General features: G+C 64.7%; 14 protein-coding genes. 7 read left to right on the top strand and 7 right to left on the bottom strand.

Going from position 1 to position 18,710, the window contains the following annotated elements; genetic code table 11:
- Positions 1 to 14: 14 nt before the first annotated feature.
- Both ACKTTN_RS01270 and ACKTTN_RS01275 read left to right on the top strand, forming a co-directional pair.
- On the top strand, positions 15 to 392 hold the full coding sequence (locus ACKTTN_RS01270; protein ID WP_407908060.1) for an H-NS histone family protein: 378 nt from the start codon (positions 15 to 17) through the stop codon (positions 390 to 392).
- Between the two features lie 92 nt (positions 393 to 484).
- On the top strand, positions 485 to 880 hold the full coding sequence (locus ACKTTN_RS01275; protein ID WP_407908061.1) for a YkvA family protein: 396 nt from the start codon (positions 485 to 487) through the stop codon (positions 878 to 880).
- Position 881: 1 nt separating this feature from the next.
- Here the strand turns inward: ACKTTN_RS01275 and ACKTTN_RS01280 are convergent, their stop codons facing one another.
- The gene (locus ACKTTN_RS01280) at positions 882 to 2,126 is read right to left on the bottom strand and encodes a threonine/serine exporter family protein (protein WP_407908062.1); all 1,245 of its coding nucleotides are present in this window, start codon (positions 2,124 to 2,126) and stop codon (positions 882 to 884) included.
- Between the two features lie 57 nt (positions 2,127 to 2,183).
- Between ACKTTN_RS01280 and ACKTTN_RS01285 the strand changes: the two genes are divergently transcribed.
- The 4 genes from ACKTTN_RS01285 to ACKTTN_RS01300 are packed head-to-tail and all read left to right on the top strand — an operon-like array spanning position 2,184 to position 5,700.
- The gene (locus tag ACKTTN_RS01285; protein WP_407908063.1) at positions 2,184 to 3,299 is read left to right on the top strand and encodes an ABC transporter permease; all 1,116 of its coding nucleotides are present in this window, start codon (positions 2,184 to 2,186) and stop codon (positions 3,297 to 3,299) included.
- A complete protein-coding gene (locus ACKTTN_RS01290; RefSeq protein ID WP_407908064.1) occupies positions 3,299 to 4,120 on the top strand; it encodes an ABC transporter ATP-binding protein in 822 nt (273 codons plus the stop codon). Before ACKTTN_RS01285 ends, ACKTTN_RS01290 begins: the two co-directional genes overlap by 1 nt.
- Before the next feature lie 21 nt (positions 4,121 to 4,141).
- Positions 4,142 to 5,068: an MlaD family protein gene (locus tag ACKTTN_RS01295; RefSeq protein WP_407908065.1), complete on the top strand. Its 927-nt coding sequence runs from the start codon at positions 4,142 to 4,144 to the stop codon at positions 5,066 to 5,068.
- Between the two features lie 8 nt (positions 5,069 to 5,076).
- Complete coding sequence (locus tag ACKTTN_RS01300) at positions 5,077 to 5,700, top strand: ABC-type transport auxiliary lipoprotein family protein (RefSeq protein WP_407908066.1); 624 nt, start codon at positions 5,077 to 5,079, stop codon at positions 5,698 to 5,700.
- 46 nt (positions 5,701 to 5,746) lie between these two features.
- Here the strand turns inward: ACKTTN_RS01300 and ACKTTN_RS01305 are convergent, their stop codons facing one another.
- Both ACKTTN_RS01305 and ACKTTN_RS01310 read right to left on the bottom strand, forming a co-directional pair.
- Positions 5,747 to 8,443 (bottom strand): S-layer homology domain-containing protein, encoded by a 2,697-nt coding sequence (locus ACKTTN_RS01305; protein ID WP_407908067.1) that lies wholly within the window; start codon positions 8,441 to 8,443, stop codon positions 5,747 to 5,749.
- A 510-nt stretch (positions 8,444 to 8,953) separates the two neighbouring features.
- Complete coding sequence (locus ACKTTN_RS01310) at positions 8,954 to 11,854, bottom strand: S-layer homology domain-containing protein (protein ID WP_407908068.1); 2,901 nt, start codon at positions 11,852 to 11,854, stop codon at positions 8,954 to 8,956.
- 110 nt (positions 11,855 to 11,964) lie between these two features.
- Here ACKTTN_RS01310 and ACKTTN_RS01315 point away from each other — a divergent pair, with 110 nt between their 5' ends.
- Positions 11,965 to 13,584: an electron transfer flavoprotein-ubiquinone oxidoreductase gene (locus ACKTTN_RS01315; protein WP_407908069.1), complete on the top strand. Its 1,620-nt coding sequence runs from the start codon at positions 11,965 to 11,967 to the stop codon at positions 13,582 to 13,584.
- A gap of 48 nt (positions 13,585 to 13,632) precedes the next feature.
- Here the strand turns inward: ACKTTN_RS01315 and ACKTTN_RS01320 are convergent, their stop codons facing one another.
- From ACKTTN_RS01320 to ACKTTN_RS01335, 4 genes are all read right to left on the bottom strand, one after another.
- Positions 13,633 to 15,699, bottom strand: coding sequence for a reprolysin-like metallopeptidase (locus ACKTTN_RS01320; protein WP_407908070.1), 2,067 nt, complete (start codon positions 15,697 to 15,699; stop codon positions 13,633 to 13,635).
- A gap of 98 nt (positions 15,700 to 15,797) precedes the next feature.
- Positions 15,798 to 16,436, bottom strand: a complete 639-nt coding sequence (locus tag ACKTTN_RS01325; protein ID WP_407908071.1) for a CoA transferase subunit B — start codon at positions 16,434 to 16,436, stop codon at positions 15,798 to 15,800.
- 1 nt (position 16,437) lies between these two features.
- The gene (locus tag ACKTTN_RS01330) at positions 16,438 to 17,151 is read right to left on the bottom strand and encodes a CoA transferase subunit A (protein ID WP_407908072.1); all 714 of its coding nucleotides are present in this window, start codon (positions 17,149 to 17,151) and stop codon (positions 16,438 to 16,440) included.
- 102 nt (positions 17,152 to 17,253) lie between these two features.
- Positions 17,254 to 18,666: a mannose-1-phosphate guanylyltransferase/mannose-6-phosphate isomerase gene (locus ACKTTN_RS01335; protein ID WP_407908073.1), complete on the bottom strand. Its 1,413-nt coding sequence runs from the start codon at positions 18,664 to 18,666 to the stop codon at positions 17,254 to 17,256.
- Positions 18,667 to 18,710 lie beyond the last annotated feature (44 nt).

An 18,710-nucleotide genomic window follows, 5' to 3' on the forward strand; every position in this document is an offset into this window, starting at 1 on the left:
TTGGAGGCAGCACCATGGCAGTCGATCTGAACAGCATGTCCGCGAAGGAACTCGAGGCCCTGATCAACCAGGCCAAGAAGCGGCGCACCGTGCTGAGCAAGCGCAAGCCCATCGCGACCGTGCGCAGCCGCCTCGAACAGATCGCACGCGCCGAGGGCTATTCGATCGCCGAGCTGTTCGGCGCGCGCGGTACCGCCTCGTCGGCCGACCCCGCGGCCCCAGGTGCGAAGGGCACGCGCAAGCCGTCGAAGATGGCGGGCATCAAGGTCGCACCGAAGTACCGCAACCCGGACAATGCGAGCGAAACCTGGAGCGGTCGCGGCAAGCAGCCGCGCTGGCTGCAGGCGCATACCGACAAGGGCCGCGCGCTCGACGAGTTCCTGATCCGCTGATCGCCCTTGATTCGCAACGACGCCGGCCCCGTGCCGGCGTCGTCGTTTCCGGCTCATCGAATGCTCACCCGTCCGCGGCGAGGCTTGCGGCCATGTCGATGACATCGCGCCTGCGCGGCTGGGCCCGCGCGCTCAAACGGGACACGCTGGTCGTGTACTTCGCCGCGCGCGACCCACGCACACCGTGGGGCGTCCGGTTGCTCGCACTGGGCGTCGCCGCGTATGCGTTGAGCCCGATCGACCTGATACCGGACTTCATCCCGGTGCTCGGTTATCTCGACGACCTGCTGATCGTCCCGCTCGGCATCGCGCTGGTGATGCGTTGGCTGCCCGCCGGGATAAAGGCCGATGCGCACGCGCGTGCCGCGGCGATGGCGGAACGCCCGACAAGCCGCGGCATGGCGATGGTGATCGGCGCGATCTGGATCGCCGCGATCGCGTTGGTCGCGACGTGGGGTTACGGCATCTGGCGCGCGCATCGCGCCTGAGTCAGAGGTTGCGTCGCGGCGGCAGCAACAGGTTGCCGAACAGCAGGCCGGCGACGAGCGCCGCGAGCGCGTTCATCACCGCCAGCATCGCACTCTGCCCCGCGCCGACGTCCTGGCTCTGGATCAGGCTCAACAGCCCACGCATGCTCGTACTGCCTGGCACCAGGGTGATGATGCCCGGCACGCGGATGATCGCGCCGGGGCGATGCCACCAGCGCGCGTAGGCGTTGCCCATCGCGGTGATCGACAGCGCGGCGATGAACACGCCAGCGGGGCTGCCCACCGTCGAACCCACGAAACGCGAGATCAGGTAACCCGCCGCCGCGGCGCCCATCACGCGCAGGTAATCGCGCGTACTCGCCCGGAACAGCACGGCGAACGCGAACGACGCCACCGCCAGCGCGACCCATTCCATCCACGCCGGCTGCGGCCGCGACGCATGCGCAACCGGATCCAGCCCGATCACCTCGAGCGCGTAGATCGCGACAAGCACGCCAATCGCGAGCTTGAGCACCGTCGTCAGCGCACCCGCGAAACGCGCGGTACCCGACACCAGCTGCTGGCCGGTGAGTTCGTTGACCGCGTTGGTGAGCGTGAGGCCCGGCAACAGCACGATCAGCGACACGATGATCACGGTGTTCTGGTTGAGCGGCGCGATGAAACTGCCCACCAGCACCGCGATCGTGCCCGCCAGCATTCCCGACAGCGCCTCGAAGCCGGCGCGCACGCGCGGATGCGTTTCGGCGAGCACGTCGAGCACGCCGATCAGCAGGCCGGTCAAACCCGCGACGCCGATGTCCAGCCACGGCAAACGCAACAGGCCCGCGACCGCCGCGGCCGCGAGCCCGAACGCGACGACTTCCGCGTACCGCATGAACGGCGTCGCCGGCGCATCGAGCGCGCGGAGTTGCACGCCGGCGTCGGCCAGGTCGAGCCGGCCCGCGAGCACGTCCTCGGCGATGCGATCGGTCTCGGACAGTCGATGCAGGTCGACGTCGCCGGGCGACAGGCGCAGCACGCGGGTGATGTCGCGCAGGCCGGTCGCGCGCCCGGGGTCGCTGAAGGTCAGGATCAGGCCCGTGGGGTTCGACCACGGCTCGCAGCCCAGCCCCAGCCGCGACGCCACGGCGATCAGCGCGCCCTCGAGGCGTTCGGCCGTGGTGCCGTAGCGGTGCAGGCGCGACGCCAGCTCGACCATGAAGTCGATTCGCGCGACGTAGGCGGCTTCGCTGAGGGGCGCGGTCATGGGTGAAGGATCGCATGCCTTCCGCGCACAGCCGAGCCGGTATGCTCCGTCACGCGCATGACAGACCCGACCTCCGCCCCACCCACCCTCGACACCAACGCCGATGACGGCGCCGTGCGTCTGGGCGGACAGTGGACGCTTGAACACGCCGAGCTGATCGGCGACGTGCTCGCCGCCGCGCCGTGCCCGGTGCAGCAGGTCGACGCGCGCGGGATCACCCGTCTGGATTCGCTGGGAGTGCTGCAACTGCTGCGCTGGTCGCGACGTTGCGGCGTCGAGTTCGAGTCATTCGACTTCCGCGACCAGCACCGCGCGCTGGTCGCGGCGATCGAGGACGTCGCCGACGACCGTCCGAAGCGCAAGAAGGAATACGGCCTGGTCGCCGCGCTCGGGCGACTCGGCTTCGCCGTGCTCGACAACGCGAAGGAAGCGGTCGCGCTGGTCGCGTTCCTGGGCGAGGTGCTGGTCAAGATGGTGCGCACGGTGAAGGAGCCGTCGCGGTTCCGGCCCATCGCGCTCGTGCACCACATGGAGCAGGTCGGCCTCGATGCGACGCCGCTGGTGGCGTTGCTGTCGTTCCTCGTCGGCGCGGTGGTGGCGTTCCTCGGCGCGAACGTGCTGCGTGACTTCGGCGCGGAGATCTACGTCGTCGAACTGGTGAACGTGTCGTTCCTGCGCGAGTTCGCGGTACTGCTGACGTCGATCATCCTCGCCGGCCGCACCGCCAGTGCATTCACCGCACAGATCGGCGCGATGAAGAGCCGCGAGGAAGTCGACGCGATCCGCACGCTGGGCATGGACCCGATCGATCTGCTGGTGATCCCGCGCGTGCTCGCCCTGCTCGCGATGCTTCCGCTGCTGACGTTCGTCGCGATGATCGCGGGCCTGCTCGGCGGCCTCACCGTCGGGGCGTACGCGCTCGACATTCCTCCGCAGCAGTACCTGGCGCGCATGCAGGACACGATCGAAGTACGGCATCTGTGGGTGGGCCTGTCCAAGGCGCCGGTGTTCGCGATGATCATCGCGCTGGTCGGCTGCCTCGAAGGCCTGCAGGTGGAAGGCACGGCGCAGTCGGTCGGCGAACGCACGACGTCGGCCGTCGTGCAGGCGATCTCGCTGGTGATCATCCTCGACGCGGTCGCCGCGCTGTGGTTCATGGTGATGGACGTCTGATGGCGACCACGGACGACGCGCCCGATGCGCACGACGCGCCCTCGCCGATCATCCGCGTGCGCGGCCTGGTCAATCGTTTCGGCGAACAGGTCGTGCACGACGGGCTGGATCTCGACGTCATGCCGGGCGAGATCCTTGGCGTGGTCGGCGGCTCGGGTACCGGCAAGTCGGTGCTGATGCGCTCCATCCTCGCCCTGCGCACGCCGGACGAAGGCGAGATCGAAGTGCTCGGCGTCGATGCGCGCAGCAGCGACCCGAGCGCGCGCCGCCAGATCGAACGCAATACCGGCGTACTGTTCCAGGACGGTGCGCTGTTCTCGTCGCTCACCGTCGGCGAGAACGTCGAGGTGCCGCTGAAGGAATACCACCGCGACCTGCCCGACTCGCTGCGCCACGAGATCGCGCTGCTGAAGGTGAAGCTCGCCGGCCTTCCGGCCGACGCGATCGACAAGCTGCCCTCACAACTGTCCGGCGGCATGCGCAAGCGCGCCGGCCTGTCGCGTGCACTCGCGCTGGACCCGCCGCTGCTGTTCCTGGACGAGCCCACCGCCGGCCTCGACCCGATCGGCGCCGCCGCGTTCGATCACCTGATCCGCACGCTGCAACAGGCTCTTGGGCTCACGGTGTTCCTGATCACACACGATCTGGACACGCTTTACGCTATCTGCGACCGGGTAGCGGTGCTCGCCGACCACAAGCTGATCGCGGCGGCGCCCATCGAAGAGATCGAACAGCTCGACCATCCCTGGGTGCGCGAGTATTTCCACGGCCCCCGCGCGCGCGCCGCGCAGGCCGGCCGCGAACGCACCCACAACGACTGACCGCACGACAGGACCGCGCCCATGGAAACCAAGGCCAACTACGTCCTCATCGGTGCCTTCACCATCATCGTGACGGCGGTGCTGCTGCTGTTCGCGCTGTGGGCCGCGAAGTACTCGTCGGAGAAGGACTGGCAGGAATATTCGGTCGTCTTCAACGAACCGGTGACCGGCCTGTCCGAAGGCAGCTCGGTGCAATACAACGGCATTTCCGTCGGCACGGTGGAAAGCCTGCGGCTTGCGCCGGAAGACCCGCGCCGCGTGCTCGCCACGCTGAAGATCCAGTCCGACACGCCGATCAAGACCGATACGCGCGCCAAGATGTCGCAGAGCGGCATCACCGGCCCGCCGTTCATCCAGCTCACCGGCGGCAGCCCGCGCGCGCCGCTGCTGGTCAGCGTCGATCATCGCGACACGCCGGTGATCGTCACCGAATCATCGGCGCTGCAGAACATCGCCGACACCGCGAACCGCCTCGTCGCCCGGCTGGACCAGGTGCTGAGCGAGAAGAACGTCCAGCACGTGTCGAACACGCTCAACAACATCGACGCGCTCACCGCCTCGCTGGCGTCCGAGCGCGAGGACCTGCGCGCGGTCATCGCCAACGCACGCGCATCGAGCGCCGAACTCAACGCGACGCTGGTGCAGGCGCACGGCGTGGTGAACGGCGTCGATCGCGATCTCGCGCAGAAGCTGCCGGGGCTGGTGAACAAGCTCGACGGCACGCTCGACAAGCTGCAGTCGGCGGCGAACGGCGCGAACGGCATCGTCAACGAGAACCGCGCGGCGATCCACAGCTTCGCCAACGACGGCCTCGGCCAGGTCGGCCCGACGCTGACCGAACTGCGTGCGCTGGTGCGCGACCTGCGCCAGGTCAGCGACCGCCTCGACAACGGCCCGACCAGCTATCTGCTCGGCCGCGATCGCCCGAAGGAATTCGAACCCAAATGAGTGCGCGCATGCCGACCAAGACGTCCTTCGCCCGCGTCGCAATGATCGCGGCCGTGTTCGCGCTACCGGCGTGCTCGCTTCTGGGCGGCAGCAAGGAGCCGCCGCAGCAGTTCGCACCCATGGCGCAGGTAACGCCGGACGCCGCATGGCCGCGCGTCGACGCGCAACTGACTATCGCACCGGTGCAGATCGCTCGCCCGTACGACAGCCTGCGCATCGCCGTGCGCCCCACGCCGCAGGAACTGCAGGTCTACAAGGGCAGCGTATGGGCGCAGCGCCCGTCGGACATGCTCACCAATTCGCTGCTGCGCACGTTCGAGGAATCCGGGAAGCTGCGCGCGGTCGCGCGCGCGGGCAGCGGCGTCAACGGGGATTACCGGCTGCTGATCGACGTGCGCCGTTTCGAGGCGGATTACGCGGGTGGCGCGACGCCGAACGCGACGATTGAAGTCAGCGCCAAGCTGTTGCGCCCCGATGCCACGGATGTCATCGCGTCCCGCACGTTCAGCGTCGCCGAACCGGTGTCCAGCACCGCGGTACCGCAGGTGGTCGACGCGTTCGATCGCGCGATGATCAAGCTCGATCGCGACGTCGTGGGCTGGACCCTGGTGACGATGAGCGGCGGCCGGTAACGTGATCCAGGCGTGTTGGGAGAGACACGACTGGATCAGCGACGCGTCAGAGGTTGAAGCCGCGCACGAGGAAAACCGCCATTTGATCACGGGTGACCACTGAGCCCGGGCAGTACAGTTTTGGCGCGGCGGAACATCCTGAGGTCACACCCTCCCTCGCCAACTGTTCAATCCATGGAGCAGCCCAATACTCCACGGGCACATCTTCGAACACTCCGATGGCGGCAGGAGGCTGATAAGAAGGACCGTGCACTGCGCGCAGGATGAAGACCGCCATCTGGTCGCGCGTGACCGCCGAGTCGGGGCAATAGAGACGCGGCGCGGCGGAACAACCAGTTGTAATCCCGTCGCGTGCCAATTGCTCAATCCATGGCGCAGCCCAATGGGTGGTCGGAACGTCCTGAAAGGTCCCAATTGCCGCGGAAGGCACGAACGAAGTGCCACGCGTCGCCCGCTCGAGGAACACGGCCATCTGGTCGCGCGACACCGGAGAGTCGGGGCAGTACCTCCTCGGCGACGCGCCGCAGCCCGAGGTCACGCCGGCCCGGTAAAGGCGGCCAATGAAGTTGTAGGCCCAGTGATAGGTCGGGACATCCGCGAAATCGGTCGATTGGGGAAGCTCGCGCATCCATATGCCACGACCATAGGTGAAGGCGAACAGTCGTGCGCCGCCATCACCGTTGCGCTCCAAGGTGACCTTGCTCACCGGAACACCGCCAAACGGAGAATTAGCGAGTGTCCATGTGTTGCCCCGATCAGTCGTGACGTAGAGACCCGCTGGAGTACCCGCGTACAGGACAGCCGAATTGTTGGGGTCGACGGCGATGCTGGTCATGCCCACGTAGTTCGGCAGACTTCCAGCCTGCCCGGGGTGATCAAGGGCCTGCCATACGCGCCCATCAGCGGAGTAATAGACCTTGGCAGCAGCGCGATCGTTCCCCGCGCCGTAGAGCCCGTTACTGCCCGGTACGGGATCGCGCACCAGATTCTGCATCCGTGCGCGCTCCGGCGCGCAGGAGCTACCTGAGCCGATCACGCAGCCATTCAAATCGCGCTGCTCCCAAGCACCCTGTCCCGGAACTGCTTCGCTCATGATGCGGCCGTCACTGGTGACGCCCAAGAGACTGCCATCGCTCCTGAACGCAACCGCCGCCAGCGACACAGAAAGTCCGACGCCTTCCCACGTCTCGCCGCCATCCGTTGAGACCATCGCTCCACCGGCGGTGGGAATGGCCAGCTTCGAGGTAGTCGCAGGATGTTGAGCGACAGGATAGCTGTTGCGGGTGTAGACGACGTTTGAGTTTTCAAGGCTGGGAAACACGAACCCGCCGGCCGCTATGCTCCCCGGGAACCAGTAGTCTCCTGACGCCCAGACCGGTGGTGGAAGGTCAATCAGCTGCGATTGCTGCACGTAGTTGCCGCCGCCCATGTAAACCGTCGGTGCGGACTCTCGACCGAAGAGCACCGAGCCTTCACCGACGTTGACGTGCGACCACGAGTTCGCCGAACCGTCATTCCCTACGATCGTCTCTCCGTAATAGGTGCTCGGGTTGTAAGAGACAGCTGCGTAGCTTTGATAGTCCCGTGTGGACCCGTCGATTATCTCGCCGGCGGAGTAACCGTCGACCATGTCTGCCCAAGTGACCGATGGGCCAGCGCCAGGCTGGTCGCAGGTGCTCGCTGGATAGGCCTGCAGCGCATCGCGCGCATTGTCCGTGCGTTTCACTCCGTCTGCACCCGCAGTGAACACGCGATTATTCGCGCCGCTCGCGTAGCCTGTTGCAAACGCAATGGCGGCGTTCGACTCGACGGCAGTGCCAGCCAAGCCGAACGTGGCGGCACCGTCGTCGGAGCGGTAGATCTGGCCTCCTGCAATCCAAACAACGTTTGCGTTGCGGGGATCGACCGCGAGTTGATATTCCTCGAAATAGTTGTACGGGGACGGGTTGGCGCAGTCACGACCGAAAATGCCGGGAAGCGCGATATTGAACGGGTTATTCGAGTTGACAGGCGGCGTGTTTTCCCCCGCCAAGGCACGCTGGAAAACCGTTTGCCACTGCACACCGCCGTCCGTCGAACGGTAGATTCGATCGATCAGTCGACTATGGCCTTGGGGAGTCTTGGTCGCCGCAACGTAAAGGACATTTCCATCGGTCGGCGCCACGGCGAGCTTCAGACGATCGCTGGTATCCGCAAGGCCGGACGACGTCAACGGCGCCAGCAGCGGGCTGTCGATCGGAGACCACAGCACCTGCGTGGCACAGACGGCGTAGAAGCGATTTCGGTCCGGTGCGAGTTCCAGCGCGCTGCAGTCATTGGCGGGCTGGCCGTTGCCTTTGAGAACCGCCGACCATGTGGAACCGCCATCGACGCTGCGAAGTATGCCGGCATCGCGCGATGCGGCGAGCAGCAGACCGCTTCGTCCCGCAACGGTGCGCACACGGTCGACTCGCTGAAGCGCTGCGGCATCCTTCGGGCTGGCCGGGCCCGGAATCACCTGGGACCACGTTGCGCCGGCGTCGGTCGACTTGAAGATGCCCGACGTGGGATACGTTTCGTCGCGATCCGCGTTCGAGTAGGCGTATAGCGTGTCCGCATCGGTCGCGGAAATCTCCAGACGGCCCAGCTGCATGGCGAGCTGGCTCACGAACGTCCAGCGGCCCCCCGCGTCGTCTGTGCGAAACACGCCGCCCATGGTGCTGAGGGCATACAGCCGCGATGGGCGAAACGGGTCGACAACCATACTCGACGTCGGGCCACCAACGCCGTTGGGGCCCAGGTACGTCCAGCCCGACTCCGGCTGCAGCTGGGAAGATGAGAGGCTGGCCGTTGCCGCCGTGTGTGTACGCGCCCCCGTAGCTTCTGTCGGCTGTCCCCATCCATTGGCCGATGAGCCGAATATCGTGAGGCCATACACAGCGATGGCAGACGCAAACGCCACGCCGCCGAAGGCCACGACAGCCGTCCCTACCACGCGTCGAACGCGCGTGCCCTTCTCCAAAAGCGCCATACCACCTCCCCAAGTGGACGCGCATCATCCCAAATGCAAGGAGATGGCGCCACCAGAGCGCCCAGCGCACGGGCTCGACGGCTCTGCTCTATCGACCCTGCACGCGCTTCAACGTGATCGGGGGACGCATCCCGCTAGACTGGTAACGCGATATCCGACCGACTTCGCTGTCGACCGACCACCGGGGCGCACTGGTCCGCAGCCTCGGAGAACGGGCTTGTTTTCTTCGCGGCGCGCGAGCCGCTAGAGATTGAAGTTCCTGACAAGAAAAACAGCCATCTGATCGCGTGTTACCGCTCCGGAAGGACAGAAGAGTTTCGGCTGTGCGGAGCAGCCCGAAGTCACGCCTTCGCGCGCCAACTGCTCGATCCAGGGAGCTGCCCAGAAGTCGGCGGAAACGTCCTGAAATACGCCAGAAGCCGCGGGAGGCTGATAGCCCGCGCCGTGCTTTGCGCGCAGCAGAAACACTGCCAACTGGTCTCGAGTCAACGTCGCAGCAGGGCAATAGAGCGCGGGTTGGACGGAGCAGCCGGTCGTAACGCCGTCCCGCGCGAGTTGCTCGATCCAACTCGCGGCCCAGTTGGTGGACGGAACATCTGCGAAAACGCCTGCAGCAGCCGGGGGTGTATAGCTTTGGCCGTGCACGGCCCGGATGAGAAATACCGCCATCTGATCGCGCGTGACCGTCTGATCAGGACAGTAGATGAGCGGCGATGTGCCGCAGCCCGAAGTGATGCCGGCGGCAAACAGGCGACCGATGTAATCGTACGCCCAATGGTTCGCGGGCACGTCCGCAAACAGCGTCGAGTACGGGAGCCATTGCGACCAAGCACCGCGTCCCACGGTGAACACGTATAGCAGCCGCTGCCCAGTTGCACTCTTGCGGACAACCAACTGACTCACGGGTATTGGACCAAAAGGCGTGGCGTACGGTACCCACGTCGCGCCACCATCTTGGCTGGCGAAGACGCCCCGCCCTGTACCCGCGTAGAGCCAAGCGGAATTATCCGGATCGACCGCGAGTCGCATGCTGCTACGCCCGTGCGGCAGATCGCGCTCGACCCCTGCTAGGGGTGTCCAAGTGACGCCATCCGCTGATCGGTAGATCCCCGGTGTGTCTGACGACACATCGGACTTGGAGGTAACAGCGTAGACATCCGTGCTGCCAGCTACCGGGCTAGCCACGAGGTCATCGATCGCCGGCCTGTCCCCGTTGCAAGTTCCGCTGGTGATCAAGCACCCCGTCAAATCGCGTTCCGTCCAGCTGTCGCTGTCCGGTGCGGTCTCCATCAGCAACGTCCCGCCCGAGCGCACCATGAGGAGACGACCGTCCGCCCGGAAGATCACGCGGGTCGCGTTCGTCACCGTGCTGGTGCGACGCCAGGTAACCCCGGCATCGTCCGAACGATTTACCCCATATTGGCTGACGACCGCGAGCTGGGAAGGTCGTGAAGGATTTTGCGCGGGATGTGGGAAGGACGCGCCGCGACCAACCTCGTTGTCATGCGCTGAATAGACGTATCCCAGCGTGTTGGAATAGCCCATCGTCGCAAACGTTTTCGTCCAGCTGCCGCCGGATCGGTCCAGACGATAAGCGTAGGGATCTGACGCGAGCAACAACCTGTCCACGCCACCAAGGGAGGGAAGGACAACTCGGCCTACGCTGGCATCGAGAAGGGCCCACGACGGGCTGCCTTCAGATCCCATGTAAGTGCCGCGCTCCAGCACAGCCGCAAAAAGTGCGCCATTGCCATCGGCCTCACCGTCCAGGACACGGCCGGTGGACAGCCCATGGTGCAACGTTGTCCACGCAACAGCCGGTGCGGGATTATTCGTCCCCTTGCAGGTCGAGGAAGGGTAGGTCTGGACGGCCTGTCGAGCATTCAGCGTCCGCATCAGACCCGAGGGGCCTGCCGCATACAGAGTGGAATCGACTGAATAAGTGGGCGAGAACGAGATCGCACTCTCGCCGATTCCATCCAGCAGCGACGCGCGCCCCATGGTGCGCCCACCATCGTCGGACCGATAGATTTCTCGGCCGCCTACCCACAGGGTTTCCTGATTAAGCGGATCCACCGCCAATTGGAAAACTTGGTAGCCGTCGCTATGGATGCCATCGCAGCCCTTATCGAAGTCCGCGGGCAGCGCAATGTTGAAGGGATTCGTCGTGGCTGGTCGATCGAAGCGAATCTCCCACGCGTTGCCCCCGTCGATGGAACGATATATCCGATTGATGCGCGAGCCGCCGCCGCCGTCGTTCCAGTACGTCGAGGCGGCATAGATCACATCCGGATTCGACGGAGCGACTGCGATCTTGAGCTTCGCGAAATCATCTGCATGGACGTTGTTCAGGACTGTCACTGTGGAGCCATTGAGCGGTGCGGAGACGACCGTGCCGCCACAGGAAGCGATGACACGCCCGCGCGCAGCGACAGCGATAACGTCTCCGCACGAGCTGCCCGGTGTCAGGTAATTGCCGACTTCCGTCCAGTGGGCACCTCCGTCGGCGCTGCGTATCAGCCCGCTTCCAGAAGCACTTGGCAGCGTCGCGAAAAGCAGTCCCGGAGTCTGGGCAACCGATCTAATCTGCGTAGCGCGCCCAGTTAGCACGTAGCCTCGAACTAGCGAGTCGTTGGCCACGCCCAACCGGGTCCAGTGCGCGCCGTTGTCGTGCGTTTGCATGACGTCCTGGAGCGCCAGATAGTCGCTTCCGGACCAGGCATACCAAGTAGCCGGGTCATTTGCGTCCTGTTCAAAGCGGGGCGAGGCAAACGGCAGTTGGACGACAAACGTCCAGTTGTCGCCGCCATCCACGGACTTGAACACCGCACCCAAGTCTGTCGCCGTCAAGACGAAACCGGAATCCACTCGGCTGGTCGAAATGGCGGATGTCGGGACGCCGATGTCGTCCGGGCCGAGATACGTCCAGCCACCGATGCTGTCCGCTTGCGCCGCCGAAGGCGTTCGCTGGGCGTTCGTCGACTTCTGCGTGAGAGGGGCAGAAGCGAGGCCTTCGCTAGCGGACGGAGACAGATGAGCCGACCCGCCGGCACTAGCGGCGAGCAGGACAATCAATGCAACAGAGCCGACCGCACCTGTCGCCGCGAGCTCCCCAAGCCCACGAATCAAACGCATAGCAACCATCGCGCGCCTCCCCAGGCGATTGCAAGCGCGGGAGTCTACCCGAGTGGCACCGCGCCGTTGCGGCGCGGTGCCAAAAGGCGACAATGACGCCTTATCCGCGGAGACGCACGATGGCTGATATGCCCGAGATCGAACGCGACGTGATGGAGTACGACGTCGTCACCGTCGGCGCGGGGCCGTCGGGCCTGGCGTTCGCGATCCGCCTGAAGCAGCTGAATCCCGAGATCTCGGTCTGCGTGATCGAGAAGGCGTCGACCATCGGCGCGCACATCCTCTCCGGCGCCGTCATCGAAACCGGCCCGCTCGACGCGTTGCTGCCGAATTGGCGTGACAACCCGCCGCCCGTGTGCGTGCCCGCGACCGACGACGAGTTCTGGCTGCTGTCCAAGACCGGCGCGCGCAAGCTGCCGGTGCCGCCCGGCATGAACAACCATGGCAACGTCATCGTCAGCCTGAGCGCGATGTGCGCGTGGCTCGCGCCGCAGGCCGAGGCGCTGGGCGTCGAGATCTATCCGGGCTTCGCCGCGAGCGAAACGTTGCATGACGAAGCGGGCGCGGTGGTCGGCGTGCGCATCGGCGACATGGGCGTCGCGAAGGATGGTTCGCACAAGCCGGGCTATACGCCGGGCATCGACATCCGCGCGAAGGTCACGGTGCTCGCCGAAGGTGCGCGCGGCCATCTCACCAAGCGACTCGTGCGCCAGTTCAAGCTCGACGAAGGCCACGACCCGCAGACGTATTCCATCGGCATCAAGGAGTTGTGGCAGGTGCCGGAAGAGCGCGTCACGCCCGGCAAGATCGTGCACACGCTCGGCTGGCCGGCCTCCAATGACATCTACGGCGGCAGCTTCCTGTATCACCTCGAAAAGGGCCGCATCGCGCTCGGCTACGTCAGCGGTCTCGATTACAAGGACCCGGAGTACAAGCCGTGGGAAGCCTTCCAGCAGTGGAAGAACCACCCTTCGGTGAAGCCGCTGCTGGAAGGCGGCAACATCGTGTCCGCCGGCGCGCGCGCGATCGTCACCGGCGGCTGGCAGTCGTTGCCGACCTGCGAAATGCCGGGCGCGATCCTGATTGGCGACACCGCGGGTCTACTCAACGTGCCGAAGATCAAGGGCACGCACCAGGCGATCCGCTCGGGCATGCTCGCCGCCGAACATCTCGCATCGACGCAACTTTCGCCGCAGGGCTGGGACGCGAAGTTGCGTGCGTCCGACGCGATGGCCGAATTGCGCGAAGTGCGCAACATCAAGCCCGCATTCAAGCGTGGCCTGTGGTTCGGCCTGCTCAACGCGGCGTGGGAGACCGTCACGCGCGGCAAGTCGCCGTGGACCCTGCGCAACAAACCGGACTGGTCGCAGCTCGAGAAACTTGCCGCGCACGAATCACCCAAGCGCGACTACGTGGAACGCACGCTCGCCCCGCGCGACCGCCTCGCCGGCGTCTACTTCGCCGCGACCGAACACGACGAAGACCAGCCCGTGCACCTCAAGGTGCTCGACACCTCGATCTGCGTCACCCGCTGCACCGTCGAATACGGCAACCCGTGCACGCGTTTCTGCCCCGCCGGTGTCTACGAGATCGTCGAGGACAAAGCCGCCGGCAAGCGCCTGCAGATCAACGCCGCCAACTGCGTGCACTGCAAGACCTGCGACATCAAGGACCCGTACGAGATCATCAACTGGGTGACCCCGGAAGGTGGTTCGGGTCCGAATTACCAGATGCTTTGATAGCAACGAAGTGGCGCGCACCGCGCAACAGCGATGCGCGCTTCTGGACTACAGACCGTATGCCCTGACCAAAAAAACGGCCATCTGGTCGCGCAAAACTGCGTTGTTGGGACAGTAGAGCTTCGGTGTCGTCGAGCAACCCGACGTGATGCCGTCGCTCGCGAGCTTCTCAATCCACGGCGCTGCCCAGCTTCCCGCCGGGACATCCTGAAACACTCCAGCTGCAGCCGGCGGCGAATAAGACGCGCCGTACTTCGCGCGAAGAATGAACACTGCCATTTCCGCGCGCGTGACGTTGCCCGAGGGGCAGTAGAGCGGAGGGGATGCTGAGCATCCGGCGGTAATTTGATCCGCTGCAAGCTTCTCGATCCAATTGATCGCCCAATAGCCGGCTGGGACATCCGTGAATCTGGAGGATGCGACCGAGGCCGGAGCGAATCCCGAGCCATACTTTGCGCGCAGCAGGAACACGGCCATCTGATCGCGCAGCACCGGTTGGGATGGGCAGAACACGGGCGCCCAAGGCGAGTTATCCCCGCAACCACTCGTGATTCCGGACACGTTGAGTCGTTTGATCTGGTCGTATGCCCAGTAGTCCGGTGGGACATCCGAAAAAACCACGACGCTCGGCGCGAATGTCGCGACAACAGGCATCGTCTGCCGGAGGCTGCGCGCGTTGTCCGCCTGATTGGCCACGCCGCAGGAAAAACCGCCGCACGCGGTAATATCTGGCGACGAGAACACACGGTACCGGTTCTGACCGCTATCGCCGTACGCCATGACGGTATAGAAATTGCCGCTTCCCGCGCCGGTCTTGTAACCAAACGAATAAGGGTAGCGACCGTATTCGCCGGCCTCGAGCGTGCCATTGCTGCCCTTGGCGGTCGCTACATCGTGAGCCGAACCCATGTTATGACCCAACTCGTGGGCTAGCGTTTCATCTCGACAGATGTAACCGTTGCTGGGAAATGTTCCGGGCTCTCCTGTGCCGTTACTGTCGCTTACGACCGACATTCCGAACTCGACGTCGCCGGACGTGATAGCCCGTTGTCCTTGACCGAGAATCCATGCCACGCCACAGCTGCCGTTCTCGGAGTCGTAAAAATTTCTAACCAGCGACACAAGATCCGCGCCGTACTGATTGCGGGCAAGGTGCAACGGCTCAAGCGCCGGGTTGATGTTCGTGGAGCTGCAGCTTGATGGGCCGCACGTGTAGCCAGTCAGGTCGTACAGCGTCTGATCATTGCTAGTGTTATCCGGGTAGTTCACTGGAACTGTCTTTACAAGCCGCACACGCGAGTTGATATTGCTGTTGAGGTAGGCCTGATTCGCGATGTCGACGATGTTGGTAAGACGCGTGTTCGCCTGCGAATCGCCGCCTAGACGCGATGCGAATCCGGTCGTGTATCCGAGCACGAGATCGACCACTGTCGGCGCCGCGATAGGCACGGCTTCGGCAACTGCAGACTGTGTGGTTGTCGAAATTCGCGCGCTAACGAGCGCGCTGGACCGTGGCGGGGACAGCGCATCGGTAATCTGCGGATTGGCGCCCGGAAGCGCCGCCACGACACTCGAATCCGTGGCGATGACATAGCTAACACCGCCCAGAGACGTTATCTTGAGGCTCGGCCCGCCGCCGTCGGGGATGGTGCCGAATACTGCTTTCTCGCCGAAGGTAATAATCGCTTCGGTGCCAGGCTTAGTCCCTGCAGGGCGGCCCACCCACGTCCAGTCGCCATTCGGATGCTCTACGTGATGATCGTAGCGAAGTCGGATCACGTGTCCGTCAGGCGCTTCGATCGACATCGTGCCGCCAATGGCGTTGAGCGCATGCTCCTCGCTTAGGAAGACTTGCTTCCATGTGTAAGCGCGTGTGCGCAGCTCCGCCGCGCCCACCGTGTAGGCGAGCAACTCGCCCCGGTCCGGTAGCGACGCATAGCGCTGCCCTTTGACGACATGACCACGGATCGCCGCGAGCGCCGACGCGGAACCTCCTGCGGAGCGTCCGGCGACGGCGGTGCTAGCCGCCGCGTGCGCCACCTGTCGTGAATCATCCGAGCGGACGCAGCCGGCCAGCAGAATGACCAAGGCGGCGAGAGGCAGAAGCTTGCGCATGACGGAAGCCCTATTGGCGGTAGGCAGCGGCGCTCCCGGAGAGCGCACGTTATGCGCCTACCCTAAGTCTGCCCGCGCACCCCTACAAGGCGATTCCGTCAGCCGCTAAGCGGCCCGACAGCCACACCGGTCCGTTCCGCCAACTCGTCCGCAGAAACGCCGGGGGCCAGTTCCACGAGCTTCAAACCCTGTGGCGTGACGTCCATCACAGCTAGGTCCGTGATGATCCGGTTGACGACGCCGACGCCGGTCAGCGGCAACGTGCACTCGGGCAGGATCTTATGCTCGCCGTTCTTCGCGGTGTGTTCCATCAGCACGACCACGCGCTTGACGCCGGCCACCAGGTCCATCGCGCCGCCCATGCCCTTCACCATCTTGCCGGGCACCATCCAGTTGGCGAGATCGCCCTTATCGGTGACCTGCATCGCGCCGAGAATCGCGAGGTCGATGTGCCCGCCACGGATCATCGCGAACGAGTCGTGGCTGCCGAAGAAGCTCGCGCCCGGTTGCGTGGTGACGGTTTGCTTACCGGCGTTGATGAGGTCTGCGTCGAGTTCGGCTTCGGTCGGGAACGGGCCAATGCCGAGCAGGCCGTTTTCGCTCTGCAACCAGACGTCCATACCGTCGGGAATGTAATTCGCCACCAGCGTCGGCAAGCCGATGCCCAGGTTCACGTATGCGCCATCGCTGAGTTCGCGTGCGGCGCGCTGCGCCATCTCGTCGCGGGTCCAGGCCATCTCAAACTCCTCCCTGGCGCACGGTGCGCTGTTCGATGCGCTTCTCGGGCGTTGCATTGACGACGATGCGGTCGACATAGATGCCGGGCAGGTGCACGTGATCAGGATCGATGTCGCCGATCTCGACGAGCTGCTCCACCTCCGCCACGCACACCTTGCCCGCCATCGCGCAGGCCGGATTGAAATTGCGCGCCGTCTTACGGAACACGAGGTTGCCGGCCTTGTCGGCTTTCCACGCCTTCACCAGCGAAACGTCGGCGTGCAACGCCGTCTCCATCACATACATCTGCCCGTCGAACTCGCGCGTTTCCTTGCCGTCAGCCACCACGGTGCCGTAACCGGTGCGCGTAAAGAACGCCGGAATGCCCGCGCCGCCGGCGCGCAAACGCTCGGCGAGCGTGCCCTGCGGATTGAATTCGAGTTCGAGTTCTCCGGAGAGGAACTGGCGCTCGAACTCCTTGTTCTCACCGACGTACGAGGAAATCATCTTGCGGATCTGCCGCGTCTCCAGGAGCAGGCCGAGGCCGAAGCCGTCGACGCCCGCGTTGTTGGAGATCGCGGTCAGCCCCTTCGCTCCGGAGTCGCGCAGGGCCGCGATCAGCGCTTCGGGAATCCCGCACAGGCCGAACCCGCCCACTGCGAGCGTCTGGTTGTCGGCCACGAGATCGGTGAGCGCCGTCTTCGCGTCGGGGTAGACCTTGCTTCGCGCGGCCATGCGGACACTCCGTGTTCTGGACTTGCGGATTCTAGCGATCGCGCTCCCGAGCCGCACCGTACCTTCGGCCGATGCCGCACCGCGGACGTCGTACGCCGTGGATCAAGAGCGTCCGTAGACGTCCTCGAGCCGCACGATGTCGTCCTCGCCGAGGTAGTGCCCGGACTGCACCTCGATCAGCTCGACAGGTTCCACGCCGTTGTTGCGCAGCCGATGCACGCTGCCGAGTGGGATGAACGTGCTCTCGTTTTCGTGCAGATCGAACACGCGGTCATCGCAGGTCACTTCGGCAACGCCCGACACCACGATCCAGTGCTCGGCACGCTTGTGATGCTTTTGCAAACTCAAGGCAGCGCCCGGCTTGACGACGATCCGCTTTACCTGAAAGCGCTCGCCCATATCGATCGAGTCGTAATTGCCCCATGGCCGGTACACCTTTCGATGGAACAGGTGTTCCTGACGTCCGGCGCTCTTGATCTGGTCGACGACTTTCTTGACGTCCTGCACGCGATCCTTGCGTGCTACCAGCGTGGCGTCAGGCGTGTCGACGATCACCAGATCCTCGACACCGATCGTCGCGATCATGCGGCGCTCCGAGGCTCGAACGAGATTGTTGCGGGTGTCGATCGCCAGTACGTCGCCCTCATGACGATTGCCGTCGGCATCGCGCGGGGCAGCCGCCCACAACGAAGACCACGAACCGATGTCGCTCCAACCGCAACTTACTGGAACGACCGCGGCGCGATCGGTCTTTTCCATGACCGCGTAGTCGATGGAGTCGCTCGGACTCGCAGCAAACGCAACTGGGTCAACGCGCACAAAATCGAGATCGCGCTTTGCGGCGGCGCACGCCTGCTTGCACGTCGCTAGGATCTCGGGGCGCAGTCGGCCCAATTCTTCGAGATAGCGGTCTGCGCGGAACATGAACATCCCCGAGTTCCAAGCGTATTCGCCATCAGCGACGTAACCCTCGGCGGTCGCCAAATCAGGCTTTTCCACGAAACGTTCCACGCTATAGACGTCGCGTGTGATCGCGCTGCCCCGGCGTATGTATCCGTAGCCTGTTTCGGGGTAGTCAGGACGTATGCCGAACGTGACCAACCACCCCTGATCCGCCACGCTGGCGGCCTGTTCGACGGCGGCCCGGAACGCAGCCTCGTCTTCAATCAGGTGGTCTGCCGGCATCACAAGCATGACCGCGTCGGAATCACGGGCGTTGAGATGCAGCGCAGCCACAGCGATCGCCGGGGCCGTATTACGGGCCTCGGGCTCGAGAAGGATGCCGCCGTTGGCAACGTCGATTTCCTGAAGCTGCTCCCCCACCATGAACCGATGGTCCTCGCTGCACACCGTTACCGGCGCCTGCATGCCGTCGAGCCTGCTCGCGCGCAGCACCGTTTCCTGGAATAGCGACCGGTCACCTATGAGGGCGAGGAACTGCTTGGGCTGGTTCTGGCGCGACAGCGGCCAGAGTCGGGAGCCGCTACCGCCGCTCAGGATGACGGGATGGAGCATGGGAGGTCCAACTTCCTTGGCCCTACAGGGTACCCGATCGATTT

The organism is Lysobacter claricitrinus (genome assembly GCF_045866565.1).
Classification (GTDB): Bacteria; Pseudomonadota; Gammaproteobacteria; order Xanthomonadales; family Xanthomonadaceae; genus Cognatilysobacter; species Cognatilysobacter claricitrinus.

Bases quoted from the DNA above. Each gene is read 5' to 3' on its own strand.
- ACKTTN_RS01335 (WP_407908073.1), bottom strand. From the start codon at position 18,666: ATGCTCCATCCCGTCATCCTGAGCGGCGGTAGCGGCTCCCGACTCTGG.
- ACKTTN_RS01310 (WP_407908068.1), bottom strand. From the start codon at position 11,854: ATGGTTGCTATGCGTTTGATTCGTGGGCTTGGGGAGCTCGCGGCGACA.
- ACKTTN_RS01320 (WP_407908070.1), bottom strand. From the start codon at position 15,699: ATGCGCAAGCTTCTGCCTCTCGCCGCCTTGGTCATTCTGCTGGCCGGC.
- ACKTTN_RS01270 (WP_407908060.1), top strand. From the start codon at position 15: ATGGCAGTCGATCTGAACAGCATGTCCGCGAAGGAACTCGAGGCCCTG.
- ACKTTN_RS01300 (WP_407908066.1), top strand. From the start codon at position 5,077: ATGCCGACCAAGACGTCCTTCGCCCGCGTCGCAATGATCGCGGCCGTG.
- ACKTTN_RS01280 (WP_407908062.1), bottom strand. From the start codon at position 2,126: ATGACCGCGCCCCTCAGCGAAGCCGCCTACGTCGCGCGAATCGACTTC.
- ACKTTN_RS01315 (WP_407908069.1), top strand. From the start codon at position 11,965: ATGGCTGATATGCCCGAGATCGAACGCGACGTGATGGAGTACGACGTC.
- ACKTTN_RS01275 (WP_407908061.1), top strand. From the start codon at position 485: ATGTCGATGACATCGCGCCTGCGCGGCTGGGCCCGCGCGCTCAAACGG.
- ACKTTN_RS01290 (WP_407908064.1), top strand. From the start codon at position 3,299: ATGGCGACCACGGACGACGCGCCCGATGCGCACGACGCGCCCTCGCCG.
- ACKTTN_RS01295 (WP_407908065.1), top strand. From the start codon at position 4,142: ATGGAAACCAAGGCCAACTACGTCCTCATCGGTGCCTTCACCATCATC.
- ACKTTN_RS01285 (WP_407908063.1), top strand. From the start codon at position 2,184: ATGACAGACCCGACCTCCGCCCCACCCACCCTCGACACCAACGCCGAT.
- ACKTTN_RS01305 (WP_407908067.1), bottom strand. From the start codon at position 8,443: ATGGTTGTCGACCCGTTTCGCCCATCGCGGCTGTATGCCCTCAGCACC.
- ACKTTN_RS01325 (WP_407908071.1), bottom strand. From the start codon at position 16,436: ATGGCCTGGACCCGCGACGAGATGGCGCAGCGCGCCGCACGCGAACTC.
- ACKTTN_RS01330 (WP_407908072.1), bottom strand. From the start codon at position 17,151: ATGGCCGCGCGAAGCAAGGTCTACCCCGACGCGAAGACGGCGCTCACC.